11 protein-coding genes, 1 tRNA gene and 1 pseudogene are annotated in these 13,422 nt (G+C 32.5%); 3 read left to right on the top strand and 10 right to left on the bottom strand.

The window, feature by feature from the left end; genetic code table 11:
* The first annotated feature begins 161 nt into the window (after positions 1 to 161).
* The 3 genes from RRF68_RS11195 (at position 162) to RRF68_RS11185 (ending at position 2,336) form a co-directional block, all read left to right on the top strand.
* A complete protein-coding gene (locus RRF68_RS11195; RefSeq protein ID WP_315944398.1) occupies positions 162 to 437 on the top strand; it encodes a helix-turn-helix domain-containing protein in 276 nt (91 codons plus the stop codon).
* An 8-nt stretch (positions 438 to 445) separates the two neighbouring features.
* Positions 446 to 829 carry a hypothetical protein gene (locus RRF68_RS11190; protein WP_315944397.1) on the top strand — a complete coding sequence of 128 codons (384 nt, stop codon included), beginning with the start codon at positions 446 to 448 and terminating at the stop codon, positions 827 to 829.
* Positions 830 to 929: 100 nt separating this feature from the next.
* Positions 930 to 2,336, top strand: coding sequence for a hypothetical protein (locus RRF68_RS11185; RefSeq protein ID WP_315944396.1), 1,407 nt, complete (start codon positions 930 to 932; stop codon positions 2,334 to 2,336).
* 281 nt (positions 2,337 to 2,617) lie between these two features.
* On the opposite strand, the gene RRF68_RS11180 is transcribed toward RRF68_RS11185, so the two are convergent.
* The 10 genes and pseudogenes from RRF68_RS11180 to mraY all read right to left on the bottom strand — a co-directional run bounded on the left by RRF68_RS11180 (position 2,618) and on the right by mraY (position 13,422).
* Positions 2,618 to 2,691 (bottom strand) — tRNA-Arg (locus RRF68_RS11180).
* 7 nt (positions 2,692 to 2,698) lie between these two features.
* On the bottom strand, positions 2,699 to 3,145 hold the full coding sequence (locus RRF68_RS11175; RefSeq protein ID WP_315944395.1) for a GatB/YqeY domain-containing protein: 447 nt from the start codon (positions 3,143 to 3,145) through the stop codon (positions 2,699 to 2,701).
* 68 nt (positions 3,146 to 3,213) lie between these two features.
* Positions 3,214 to 5,081 (bottom strand): annotated as a pseudogene (gene ftsZ / locus RRF68_RS11170) (cell division protein FtsZ).
* A gap of 79 nt (positions 5,082 to 5,160) precedes the next feature.
* Positions 5,161 to 6,504: a cell division protein FtsA gene (ftsA, locus tag RRF68_RS11165; protein ID WP_218772199.1), complete on the bottom strand. Its 1,344-nt coding sequence runs from the start codon at positions 6,502 to 6,504 to the stop codon at positions 5,161 to 5,163.
* Positions 6,494 to 7,231 (bottom strand): cell division protein FtsQ, encoded by a 738-nt coding sequence (locus tag RRF68_RS11160; RefSeq protein ID WP_315944394.1) that lies wholly within the window; start codon positions 7,229 to 7,231, stop codon positions 6,494 to 6,496. The genes ftsA and RRF68_RS11160 overlap by 11 nt, the downstream gene beginning before the upstream one ends.
* A 2-nt stretch (positions 7,232 to 7,233) precedes the next feature.
* The gene (gene murC, locus RRF68_RS11155; protein ID WP_315944393.1) at positions 7,234 to 8,580 is read right to left on the bottom strand and encodes a UDP-N-acetylmuramate--L-alanine ligase; all 1,347 of its coding nucleotides are present in this window, start codon (positions 8,578 to 8,580) and stop codon (positions 7,234 to 7,236) included.
* Positions 8,577 to 9,671: an undecaprenyldiphospho-muramoylpentapeptide beta-N-acetylglucosaminyltransferase gene (gene murG / locus RRF68_RS11150; RefSeq protein WP_315944392.1), complete on the bottom strand. Its 1,095-nt coding sequence runs from the start codon at positions 9,669 to 9,671 to the stop codon at positions 8,577 to 8,579. Before murG ends, murC begins: the two co-directional genes overlap by 4 nt.
* The gene (locus tag RRF68_RS11145; protein ID WP_275315493.1) at positions 9,655 to 10,845 is read right to left on the bottom strand and encodes an FtsW/RodA/SpoVE family cell cycle protein; all 1,191 of its coding nucleotides are present in this window, start codon (positions 10,843 to 10,845) and stop codon (positions 9,655 to 9,657) included. Before RRF68_RS11145 ends, murG begins: the two co-directional genes overlap by 17 nt.
* Before the next feature lie 14 nt (positions 10,846 to 10,859).
* Positions 10,860 to 12,194 (bottom strand): UDP-N-acetylmuramoyl-L-alanine--D-glutamate ligase, encoded by a 1,335-nt coding sequence (gene murD, locus RRF68_RS11140; RefSeq protein WP_315944391.1) that lies wholly within the window; start codon positions 12,192 to 12,194, stop codon positions 10,860 to 10,862.
* A gap of 1 nt (position 12,195) precedes the next feature.
* Positions 12,196 to 13,422, bottom strand: a complete 1,227-nt coding sequence (gene mraY, locus RRF68_RS11135; protein ID WP_315944390.1) for a phospho-N-acetylmuramoyl-pentapeptide-transferase — start codon at positions 13,420 to 13,422, stop codon at positions 12,196 to 12,198.

Raw genomic sequence — 13,422 nt, 5'->3', positions numbered from 1 at the left:
TAGGTAGCAAACAAAAAAAAACGGTAACCGTAAACAAAAGTTTAAAGAAACCGTATATTATATTTAAAGTTATATTTTGACCGACATAACTTTTGCAAATATACGATTTTCTACAAAACTGATGTACTACTTGTTGCCAAAACACAAAACACATTTTTAATATGGCAGTAATTCAATTTATTCAGTTAACACCACAAGAACTACAAAACGCAATTTTAACAGGCGTTAAAGAACAGTTAAACGAGTTAAAAAACTCATTCCAACCCAAAGAACCAACTACCTATTTAACCCGCACGGAAGTATCAAAACTGTTGTCGGTAGATATTAGTACGGTTCACAACCTATCCGTAAAAGGTATATTACAGAAATATCAAATAGGTGGTCGCATCCTTTACAAACGCAATGAAGTTGAAGATGCTATTGTAAAACTAAACTAAGTAATACAATGGCAACACATAACACACCAGTAACTTATATTTATAAAGAAATAAATACAGGAAGATACACGAGCGTAAAACATTACGAACTTATATCAGAAAGCGGAACTACAAGCGACCTATCTACACACTTAAACATAAGTGAAAATAGAAATTGCGCACAATCTACACCAGACTATTGGTTAAAGAAAAAGAACGGTAAAAAGTGGAGTAAATACCTTACAGGACTATTTAAAACCTCAACAAAACAGGTTTTTAGGGGCGATTTACAGAAAAAGAAACACCTTTTACTATTTAGGTTTTTAGATGACGGACAAACTCTAAAAATACTCTACTTCAAAGACTACTACAAAAGGGATTTAACGAACGTTTTACCTCTAATCATAGAGTAACATCAAAAAAGCACAAGGGGACGTTAAAACCCCCTTTTTAACTTATTCATTAATTGGGTATGTATGGCAATCTACACCCTAAATTTAAAATCATTACTCTATGATAGACTACGTAAAAATATTATTTAAAAATATAGATATCAATCAATTATACAATTTACCTTATTTAGATTTTGAAACTATTGTTAATTTAAAAACAGGAGAACCAACAACAAAAAAAACGGTTATGTATCATTTCTGTAAGATTACCATATACGAAAACGGAACAGTATTATTTACTGGCAGTATCCATAAGTTTCACAACTCTTTAAAAGGCATAAAAGCACCTAACTACAACGAGCAATCAACATACAAAGGTTACAACGGTAACCAGTTCACAATCAATGATATTTTTGCCATAAGAACACACTTACAGAATTTATTTAATTGCAGTGCTGGGCAAATGGTATTTCAAAATATTGAATTTGGAGTTAATACAACACCTTATTTTAACCCTCAATTATTTATTAAAGGCTTGTTATTTCATAAAGGCAAACTCTTTGAATACAGATACAAAGACAGGTTTGCACAAGTTAAACACCAAAGGTATTACGTGAAGATTTACAACAAATCGGAACAGTACGGAATAACAGAAAATACGTTACGTATTGAACTAAAGATAATGAAAACCGAATTTCTAAAACAAACAGGAATAAGAACGTTTGCAGAAGTTACCGAAGAAACACTAAACAAAGCAAAAGAACTGCTCTTAAAAGTTTTTGATGAGGTTAACTACTATGACTACACAGTTATAAAAAAGGATTTAAGCAAACTACAAAAAGAAAGTTTAAAAAACTACTCAAACCCTCGTTACTGGATTTATGATTTAAAACCTCAACACAGACACCGACACATTAAAAAACTGAACCACTTTATAACAACATATTCTAACAATTTGCAGACGTTTATAAAGCAAGATATTAATCAAAAGTGTGTAATAATTAACCGACTATTTAAAGAGCCTAACTGTGTAATAATTAACACTTCATATATAAGGTTAAATACTACACAAAAGGACTCTATAAAATCAGTTAATAAATGTATTGTTACTGGTATTGATTTAAGTAAAGAAAAAGACGATGCAAAGTACATAAGAGTAACAACGTTAAAATACTTAATGCAATACGAGATAAAAACATTTTACAAACTTTGTTCTTTATTCTTAAAAAACACTAAACCAAATCATACAAGATATGAAAACAACCTAATAACACACTTGGCGAAACAGATACGAAATAGGTTTTACAATAAATACGAAATAAAGCAAACAGGCTATAAGTCTAAAATATATAATAATCAATACACTTTAAATTTCACACAGCAAACTGCAAGACCTAGACACTATAAAAAAGAGATACTAAATAATTTTACCACCCTGTATAAAAACCACGTTTTGGACACAATAAAAAAAGAAGTTCAAATAAGTAGTGTTCGAGCCTATAAAAAAGAAAACATTATAGAAACATAAAGAGTTCTCTTACATTATAAAAACTAAGTTTTGAACAATATAAAAAAGAATCGAGTTTTAACCATTGCGTTATTACTCGATTTTTAGATATACAAAACCTAAAATCAAAACAATACACGTCGGCGCACGAGTTTAAAACAGGCAACACCCTTGAAGAAAACAAACCACAAAGCAATACAATCAACGCATAATCGTTCCAAATATCGTACCAAATAACACTTAAACCAAAATCAAAAAACACTTAACATACTGCAAAACAGCAAATTAAGCGTTTATAATTGTGACCGCGAAGGGATTCGAACCCCCAACCATCAGAGCCGAAATCTGATATTCTATCCAGTTGAACTACGCAGCCATTATTATTAAGCTAAGCTTTTTTTAACAATCATTGAAATAGTTTTGCCATCAGCCTTTCCTGCTAATTGTTTTGAAACCATCCCCATTACTTTTCCCATATCTTTCATCCCTTCTGCTCCGACTTTAACAATAGTTTCGTTTACCACTTTTTCAATTTCATCTTCAGATAAAGCTTCAGGTAAAAACTGTTCTAAAACGGCTGCTTCTGCCAATTCAGGATCTGCCAAATCTGCCCTACCTTGTTGAGAAAAAACTACGGCACTATCTTTACGTTGTTTTACTTGTTTCTGAATAATTTTCAATTCATCTGCTTCAGAAACTTTATCTGATCCTGTCTCAGTATTTGCCAACATAAAAGCCGATTTTAATGCTCTAAGTGCTGTTAAAGCAACTGTATCTTTCGATTTCATTGCTTCTTTCATCTTATCCATCACTTGTTTTTGTAAACTCATCTTTCTTTTTTTATGATTAAAAAATTCCCGACAAGGCGGGAATTTTAAAAAAGTATATTCTTATTTTATTAATCTACATTATCATGTAAAAACGAATTATTAGAACGTAACAAATCGTTATTATCTGTATTTAATGCAGTATCTGATCTACTAATATCAGAACCTGTATTAATATCTACACCTAATCTTTTGTAGGCTGGTTGACGCTCAATTTCATCAATATTTTTACTAACTTGATCGTTGAACTTATAATTAAACCCTTTCATTTTATCACGTCTTTCTTGCGTTCTTTTTTGCAATTCCGATATGGTAATTTCTAAAGGTGAAACCTCTTCGCTTGTCGTTTCTATATTATTAATTTCTTCTTTAGTTTTAGTCTTCACTTTAAATTGTAAAGCTTCTTCAACTTCCTCTTTTATAACCGGAGTAGAACTTTTACCAATGGTTGGCTGCGCATTAAAATCATCTAAAACATAACGCTTTTCTATTTGATGAACCTGAGGTTTTACTTCTTGAGCTACAACTTTTATGTTTTTAATTTCATTTGTTGTTGTTACAATTGGCGCTACTGGTGTAATTTCTTCATATGAATTTACCGGTAAGTCAAACAATAAGTCTTGTTGAACAGGCTGTTGTTGTACTTCTTGCTTAACAACTTCTTGCTCAGCAATATTTGTAATAATAAAATCGTCTTCAGAAATTGTTTCTATAGCAACCTCTTCATAAACAACATTAATCTTTTTTATAGCCTCTGTTGTAGGAATTAAATTTGATTTTGGCGCTTCTTTTTCTTCCTCTAAAACATGAACAACTTTACTAGGTGTTGCTGAAGCAAAAGGTTGATTAAGACCTGGTGCTACCTGTACTTTTTTTCTCCAAAATTATAGGTAGCCTTCTGTTCATCTTCTAAGGTGTGAACAATTTTTTTCACCTCAGTATCTGTAATTGTTCCTTGTTGATCTGCAGTAAAACCCGTTGCAACAATAGTAACAGCAATACCATCATCTAAAGACTCATCTTCACCAACTCCCATAATGATGTTTGCATCATAACCTGCTTCATCTTGAATATAGTCATTAATTTCTCCGATTTCATCTAAAGTAACTTCATTAGCACCTGAAACAATTAATAGTAAAACGTTCTTAGCTCCCGTAATTTTGTTATCATTTAACAACGGTGAATCTAATGCTTTTACTATAGCGTTTTTAGCTCGGTTATCTCCTGTTTCTTTAGCAGATCCCATAATTGCAGTCCCACTATTAGAAAGCACAGTTTTAGCATCGTGTAAATCAATATTTTGTTTATAGTGATGTGTTATTACTTCTGCAATACCTTTAGCTGCTGTTGCTAAAACTTCATCCGCTTTAGAAAAACCTGCTTTAAAACCTAAGTTTCCGTAAACTTCACGTAACTTATTATTATTTATAACAATAAGTGAATCTACATTTTGACGTAGTTCATCTATACCTTTTTGAGCTTGTTTGGTACGCATTCTACCTTCAAACTGAAATGGCATTGTAACGATACCTACCGTTAAAACATCCATATCTTTTGCAATCTTTGCTATAATAGGCGCGGCTCCTGTACCTGTACCACCACCCATACCGGCAGTAATGAATACCATTTTAGTATGCGTGCTTAACATTTGCTGAATCTCCTGGATACTTTCTGCTGCTGCTTGTGCACCAACATCAGGATTAGCTCCTGCCCCTAAACCAGAAGTTAGATGTGCTCCTAATTGAATTTTATTCGGAATAGGACTGCTTTCTAACGCTTGCGCATCGGTATTACAAATTACGAAATCTACTCCGTGAATTTGTTTACTAAACATGTGGTCTACAGCATTGCTTCCACCCCCACCAACACCAATCACTTTAATAGCATTCGATTGTGTTTTTGGCATGTCGAATGAAATGTTATTGAATTCTGTACTCATAATAACTTTCCTTTTAATTTTTATTCATTTACTTTCTTTTTCTAGGGGATAAAAAAGAACACTTAATTTATATACTTACTTATTCCGCGTTGTCTAGAAACTCCGTAAATCTTTCTCTAAATTTATCAAAAATAGATTTTGTTTTCCCTCTAACCACTTGTTTTTCAACATTCAATTCCTCCGAAACATTTTCTGCTTCTATAATATTTTGTGTCTCAGCAACTATGGGCTCCTTAGCAACTTCTTCTTCTACCTTGTAAGCATCTTTACGTAAACCCTCCATTAACAAACCTACTGCAGTTGCATATGACGGACTAGATAAAACCTCGTCAGAATCACCTGCTAGGTGCTCATTCGGGTATCCAATACGAACGTCCATACCTGTAATATATTCTACTAGTTGACGTAAATGTTTTAACTGAGATCCTCCTCCTGTTAAAACGATCCCTGCTATTAGTTTTCCTTTCTGAGTTTCGTGCCCGTAATTTTTTATTTCTAAATACACATGCTCTATAATTTCCTGTACTCTAGCATGAATTATTTTCGATAAATTTTTAAGAGTAATCTCTTTAGGCTCTCTTCCTCGTAATCCTGGAATAGAAACAATTTCTGTTTCTTTATTTTCTCCTGGCCAAGCAGATCCGAATTTAACTTTTAACAATTCAGCTTGCTTTTCAATTATAGAACAGCCTTCTTTAATATCTTCAGTTATAACATTTCCTCCAAAAGGAATCACTGCTGTATGGCGAATAATACCATCTTTAAAAATTGCCAAATCAGTTGTACCACCTCCAATATCAATTAAAGCAACACCTGCTTCTTTTTCTTCTTGACTTAAAACTGCTGATGCTGATGCCAATGGCTCTAATGTTATATCTGACAAACTTAAACCAGCACTTTTAACACATCTCCCTATATTTCTGATAGAAGAAACCTGACCAACAACTACGTGAAAGTTAGCTTCTAACCTACCTCCATACATACCAATAGGCTCTTTAATTTCCGCCTGACTATCAACCTTAAAGTCCTGGGGTAAAACATGAATAATTTCTTCACCCGGAAGCATAACCAATTTGTGTACCTGATTTACTAAACTTTCTATATCTGCTTCATTAATTACTTCATCTGATTTTTCACGAGTTATATAATCACTATGATGTAAGCTCCTAATATGCTGACCTGCAATACCCACAACTACATTTTCAATCATCTGGCCAGAAACACTTTGTGCTTCATCTACTGCCTGTTGAATAGATTGAATAGTTTGGGTTATATTGTTTACCACTCCTCGTTTTACACCTAAACTCTTAGCCTTACCAATACCCAAAACCTCTAATTTGTCGTACTCGTTCTTACGACCAATCATAGCAACAATTTTGGTGGTACCAATATCTAAACCAACTGCAATTTTATTATTCTCCATCTTGCTTTTGTTTTGTGCACACAACTTGGTTGTGGTATTTTACATTTATTGTCTTATAATTTTTAATTGTTTTATCAATCAATGCTTTATTATAAAAAGCTATTAACTTTTTAAATTTTACATTTATATTTTCTAGCTTACCAAAAATTATTTGATACTCACCACTTCTAACTGTAAAAACATATTCATCTTGAGTATTTTTTTGAATTGCAATAATTTCTTTACTTAAAAAATCATTGCTTTCAATTACTTTTATCAAGTTTATTAACTCACTGATGTCTTTAATACTCTTTACTCCCGAAACCAACGGAACTCTTGCTGAAAAATTCATCGATAAGGGAATTTTCACTCCAAACTTATCTACATAATAAGACTCATCTTTATTAATAACACGAGCTATTGGTGTACGTTGTTTTATCAGTGTTTTTAAGACGCCATTAATTGTTAAAAAAACAGCTGCTTTTTCAACATAAGGATTCTCAGAAACCTTGGTTTCTAAAAGGTGTAAATCTACTACTCTTTTTGGTTGATTTTTAACAAATTTTTTATTTTGTATTAACAATTTATCAACCATACTGTGTGTCAAAAAGTTATTGTTACCTGCTTCAAATTCAACCACAGTGTTTTCTACCTTTTTAACCCCATTTTTACTAGTTGTAAAGCCATATAAAAAGCCCATAAACACCAGTAACACGAAAAAAGAAAGATATGTTGCTACTTTTTTCATTCTTAAATATTATATTTTTTCTCTAAACTATTCTTTACTTCGTCAACCAATAAACCAATATCTCCCGCTCCTAACATTACTATAATTTTCGATTCAGATTTTAAGATTTCTCTCTCTAAGTTTTCTTTAGATACCAACGCCTTATTAACTGAATTTATTTTATCTAATAACCAAGCAGCAGTAATTCCTTTTATAGGCAGTTCTCTTGCCGGATAAATATCTAATAACAACACTTCATCAAACTTAGAAAGCGCAGTTGAAAAATCTTCTACAAAATCTTTTGTTCTCGTATATAAATGCGGTTGAAAAACAGCCAACACTTTTTCTTTCGGATACATTTCTCGCACAGAATGTTCTACGGCATTAATCTCTGTTGGATGATGTGCATAATCATCAATCAACACTATGCTTTCATTTTTGATTTTATATGAAAATCTACGCTGAACACCTTTAAAAGTTCTTAATTGCTCTTTAATACTTTCTAACGAAACACCATAAACATCAGCCATTGCTAAAGCAGCCAGAGCATTCATCATGTTGTGCTTTCCTGGCAAATGGAATTCTATATTTTTTATTTCTGATGTTGGTGTTTGCACATCAAAAACATACTTCCCTGTTTCAACTTTTACATTGTATGCTCTGTAATCTGCAACATCATCTACAGCATATGTTAATCCTTTTAAAGGCAATCCTTTTGCTACAATTAATGTATCAGAAACTTTATTTGCAAATTCTCTAAACGACTGTTGCAACATTTCATTTTCTCCATAAATATCTAAATGATCAGCATCCATAGAAGTAACGCACGCAATATTTGGAGATAACTTTAAAAATGAACGATCAAACTCATCTGCCTCTACAACTGATATTTTATCTTCACCTAAAATTAAATTCGAGTTATAGTTTTCTGCAATTCCACCTAAAAAAGATGTTGCCTTTTCAGGCTGCATTATATGACCTAGGATTGAAGACGTTGTGGTTTTACCATGCGTACCTGCAACACCTAAACAAAAAGTATTTTTTGTTATTTCTCCTAAAATCTCAGCCCTTTTTAAAATCTCAAATCCGCTATTGATAAAATAATTTAATTCTTGATGCTCACTCGGAATTGCTGGCGTATAAACCACCAACGTTTGTTTTTTATCTAAACAAGAAATATCGATATTTTTAACAGCATCTTCAAAATGGATTTTAACACCAATCTCCTCCAATTTTTTAGTAATCGGACTTGGTGTTTTATCGTAACCAAACACTTGTTTTCCGTTCACAGCAAAATAACGAGCAATAGCACTCATACCAATTCCTCCGACACCTATAAAATAAACGTTATGTACTGTTTTTAAATTCACCTATTTATTAATTTTTCTACCTCGTTAACAATATCACTCGTTGCATTAGGCAACGCTAACTCATTTATATTTTCACTTAAACTCTGCTGTTTTCCTTTATCTTTTAATAATGTTTCTATTACAATCGGAAAAGTATCTAGTTCACTTTCTTTTACTAAAATAGCACCATGTTTATCTACAATAGATTTGGCATTTTTTGTTTGATGATCTTCTGCCACATTTGGTGACGGAATAAAAACAGTTGGTTTACCTACAATGCATAATTCAGATACCGAACTTGCACCCGCTCTTGAAACCACAAAATCTGCCGCCGCATAAGCTAAATCCATTCTATTTAAAAACTGATGTACCTGTACATTTTCAACTTCATTATGTTTTTTATAATCTTCAAAATACAACTTACCACATTGCCAGATTAATTGAATGTTTTGATTTTTAAAAAAGTCTAGATTTTCTTCTATTAGTTGATTTATCTTTCTTGCCCCTAAACTTCCCCCTAAAATTAGCATTGTTTTTTTAGAAGTATCTAATTCAAAAAACTCCTTTCCTTCTGCAGTTTTTGTATGAATACTTAACAAATCTTGACGAACAGGATTTCCTGTTTTTACAATTTTATCCTTCGGGAAAAAACGCTCTAAATTATCATAAGCAACACATATTTTACCTGCTTTTTTACTTAGTAACTTATTTGTAATTCCTGGATATGAATTTTGCTCTTGCACCACAGTAGGAATTCCTTTTTTATTAGCAACCATTAACGTTGGTCCGCTTGCAAAACCACCAGTGCCAATCACTATGTTTGGTTTAAATTTTTTGATAATTCTATGCGCTTTCCATAAACTGCTCAGCAACTTAAAAGGAAACATTAAATTAGCAACTGTCAACTTTCTTTGAATACCTGAGATCCACAATCCTTTTATATTATAACCAGCTTGTGGAACTTTTTCCATCTCCATTTTATCCTTCGCTCCAACAAACAAAATATTAGCCGCTGGATAACGGACTTTTATTTCGTTTGCAATTGCTATTGCCGGATAAATATGCCCGCCTGTACCACCACCACTTATAATAACGTTAATCGATTGTTTCATGTAAGACACTTAAAGGATTATCATCTAGAATTGTTTCTTCTGTTTCATTTTTATGAGCACTAACACTCAATATCATTCCCAAAGCAAAACAAGTCATCCAAATAGAGGTACCTCCACTACTAATTAGTGGTAATGTTTGCCCCGTTACTGGCAATATGTTTACAGCTACAGCCATATTAATCATTGCCTGAAAAACAATTGGTATCCCTACTCCCAACACCATCAACGTCGCAAAGATTGTAGTTGCTTTTTTAGCTGTTATTAAAATTCTAAATAGCAATAAAAAATAAATGAATACAACAATAACAGCTCCTACCAAACCATATTCTTCAACAATAATCGCATATATAAAATCGGAAGATGACTGCGGTAAAAAGTTTTTCTGAACACTTTTTCCTGGTCCATTTCCTAACATACCGCCAGTGGCTATTGCTATTTTTGCTTTTTCTACTTGGTAATTCTCTTTTCCGCCTGAATCAGAAAACCCTTCTAACCTACTCTGCCAAGTACTTACTCTGTTTGGCATTGCATCTGGAAAAGCCTTTGCTACAAGTATGAAAAAAAGCAACGAGAAAAGGCCTAACCCTAATATATACCCTATATACTTTAATGGATATCCTCCTATAAAAGCTAATAATAAAATCATAAAAAAAACAATAGCTGTTGTAGAGAAGTTCGCAGGAAGCACCAACAATAGTATTAAAGCTACAGGCAACCACAGTTGAACTAAACTATCTCTAAACGATATTAATTTCTCTTTATTTTTTGCTAAATATCTAGATACATATACCATTAACACTAAGCCTGCCAACGTAGAAGTCTGAAAACCAATACCTACAAACGGTATACGAATCCACCTACTTGCGTTCGCCCCTCCAATTGTTGTTCCTTGAGCCAATGTAAAACCCAATAACAGCACCACTATCGGTAACATTATAACTGAACCTCCACTGAAATACCTATACGGAACTTTATGTACCCCATAAATTACCGCAAAACCAGTAATTAACAAGACAACATGCTTTACTAAATGCCCTAATGTAGAACCATTACCAACCACATAAACTAAATTGGTACTAGCACTGTAAATAGGCATAAATGAAAATATTGCCAACACAGCAACAATAGCCCAAATAGCCCTGTCTCCTTTTATATGTTGAAAAATGGTTTTCATTAATCTACTTATTTTTATAAATTTTTAATAGCTTCTTTAAACTTATTACCTCTGTCCTCGTAGTTTTCAAACAAATCAAAACTAGCGCATGCTGGAGATAACAAAACAACATCTCCTGCTTTTGCTACTTTATTTGCAACCTTAACAGCTTCTTCCGCTCCAGCTGTCTCAACCATAACGTCTACAACACTACCAAAGGTTTCTATAATCTTTTGATTATCTAAACCTAAACAAACAATTGCTTTTACCTTCTCTCTTACCAATGGTAATAAATCGGTATAATCGTTTCCTTTATCAACACCTCCAACTATCCAAACTGTAGGGCTATCCATACATTCTAATGCATAAAAAACAGCATTTATATTTGTAGCTTTACTATCGTTTATAAATTGTACACCATTAATTTTTTGCACATATTCTAAACGATGCGCTACACCCTCAAAATCCAATAAACTTTCGGCTATTGTTTCTTTTCTTACCTGTAACAATCTTGCAGCCATAGATGCAGCCATTGCATTTTTAGTGTTGTGTTTTCCTTTTAATGCTAATTCAGAAACGTTCATCAATATTTCTTCTGTTGTTAATTTCATTATTATTTTATCTTGTCTTAAAAAAGCACCATATTCTAATTCTTTTTCAACCGAAAAAGGCACTTTTTTTGCGTTAACTTTATTTTTACTTAACCAATTTTGTATCGCTTCATCATCTGCATCATATATTAAAAAATCGTCTTTCGTTTGATTTTTTGTTATTTGAAACTTTGATGCTATATACTTATCAAAACTATACTCGTATCTATCTAAATGATCTGCTGATATATTTGTTATAATTGCAATATGTGGTTTAAACTCTATAATTCCATCTAACTGAAAACTACTTAATTCTAACACATATTCACTGTAATCTCTCTGTGCAACCTGCTGCGCAAAACTATCACCTATATTTCCTCCTACACCAACGTTTAACCCCGATCTTTTAAGTACATGACCTGCTAACAGAGTGGTCGTTGTTTTTCCGTTTGAACCTGTAATTCCGATTATTTTTGCCTTTGTAAATTCAGCCGCAAATTCAATTTCAGAAATTACTTTTATTCCTTTTGAAATCAATTCTTGAACTAACTTTACGCCATCAGGAATACCAGGACTTTTCATTACTACATCGGCATTAAAAATTTTACTTTCTGTATGCTTATTTTCTTCAAAATCGATTGAATTATGTAAAAGAACTTTTTTGTACCTCTCTGCAATACAACCTTTATCAGAAACAAAAACTTCAAATCCTTTTTCTTTTCCTAATAATGCTGTACCAACACCACTTTCTCCTGCGCCAAGAACTACCAACCTTTTCATTTTATCTTAATTTCATGGTTATAATAGTTAACACAGCTAATAAGATTCCCACAATCCAAAAACGGGTAACTATTTTACTTTCGTGGTAATTTAATTTTTGATAATGATGATGTAATGGTGCCATTTTAAAAATTCTCTTTCCTACTCCAAATCGTTTTTTGGTGTATTTAAAATAAAACACCTGAAGAATTACTGATAAATTCTCAACGACAAAAATTCCTGCTAAAATTGGCAACAATAATTCTTTACGAATTGCAATAGCAATAACCGCTATAATTCCTCCGATTGTTAAACTACCTGTATCTCCCATAAAAACCTGTGCAGGATATGTATTGTACCAAAGAAACCCAATTAAAGCGCCTGCAAATGCGAATATAAATACTGTCATTTCTCCAGAATTTGGGATATACATTACATCGAGATAATCTGCAAAAATTATATTTCCTGATACCCATGCAAATATTGCCAATGCGATCACCATAATTGCGGATGTACCAGCCGCTAACCCATCGATTCCATCTGTTAGGTTTGCGCCATTTGATATTCCGGTTACAATAAAAACAACTACGAAGATGAAAACAACCCATCCGTATTTTTCATAACCATCACCTAAAAAGTTAAACGCTTTTGCATAATCTAATTCATTGTTCTTTAAAAACGGAACGGTTGTTTTTGTTGATTTATGTGCCTCACCAAAAACCTTTACTTTTCCGTTTACTTGCTCTACTTGTTGTAAAATAGGAAGCTGCTCTTTAATTGTTACATCTGGATGAAAATAAAGCATAGAACCTACAATTATTCCTAAACCGACTTGGCCTAACACTTTAAATTTACCCTTTAAGCCTGCCTTATCTTTTTTAAATACTTTTATATAATCATCCGTAAAACCTATCACACCCATCCAAACGGTAGTAATTAACAAGATGACGATGTAAATGTTTTCTAATTTTGCCAATAACAAAACCGGTACTAAAGTGGCAAGAATTATAATAAGTCCGCCCATCGTTGGCGTTCCTGCTTTTTGCACCTGCCCCATTAAACCTAAATCTCTTACTGTTTCACCAATTTGTTGTTTTCTTAAAAAATTAATTATTTTTTTCCCGAATATAGTTGATATCAACAAAGACAAAATAAATGCGATTGCAGCACGAAACGTAATAAACTGAAACACACTTGCTCCTGTTAAATTAAATTCACTCTCTAAATATTGAAATATATAATACAGCAT

Origin of the sequence: Tenacibaculum sp. HL-MS23, assembly GCF_032463465.1 — a bacterium.
GTDB lineage: Bacteria > Bacteroidota > Bacteroidia > Flavobacteriales > Flavobacteriaceae > Polaribacter > Polaribacter bernardetii.
The sequence above is the reverse complement of the archived record's forward strand: the minus strand, read 5'-3'. Positions and strand labels throughout refer to the sequence as shown.

Coding starts and splice junctions, on each gene's coding strand:
- RRF68_RS11185 (WP_315944396.1), top strand. CDS start 930: ATGATAGACTACGTAAAAATATTATTTAAAAATATAGATATCAATCAA.
- RRF68_RS11190 (WP_315944397.1), top strand. CDS start 446: ATGGCAACACATAACACACCAGTAACTTATATTTATAAAGAAATAAAT.
- RRF68_RS11175 (WP_315944395.1), bottom strand. CDS start 3,145: ATGAGTTTACAAAAACAAGTGATGGATAAGATGAAAGAAGCAATGAAA.
- RRF68_RS11195 (WP_315944398.1), top strand. CDS start 162: ATGGCAGTAATTCAATTTATTCAGTTAACACCACAAGAACTACAAAAC.
- RRF68_RS11145 (WP_275315493.1), bottom strand. CDS start 10,845: ATGAAAACCATTTTTCAACATATAAAAGGAGACAGGGCTATTTGGGCT.
- murG (WP_315944392.1), bottom strand. CDS start 9,671: ATGAAACAATCGATTAACGTTATTATAAGTGGTGGTGGTACAGGCGGG.
- murD (WP_315944391.1), bottom strand. CDS start 12,194: ATGAAAAGGTTGGTAGTTCTTGGCGCAGGAGAAAGTGGTGTTGGTACA.
- ftsA (WP_218772199.1), bottom strand. CDS start 6,504: ATGGAGAATAATAAAATTGCAGTTGGTTTAGATATTGGTACCACCAAA.
- mraY (WP_315944390.1), bottom strand. CDS start 13,422: ATGCTGTATTATATATTTCAATATTTAGAGAGTGAATTTAATTTAACA.
- RRF68_RS11160 (WP_315944394.1), bottom strand. CDS start 7,231: ATGAAAAAAGTAGCAACATATCTTTCTTTTTTCGTGTTACTGGTGTTT.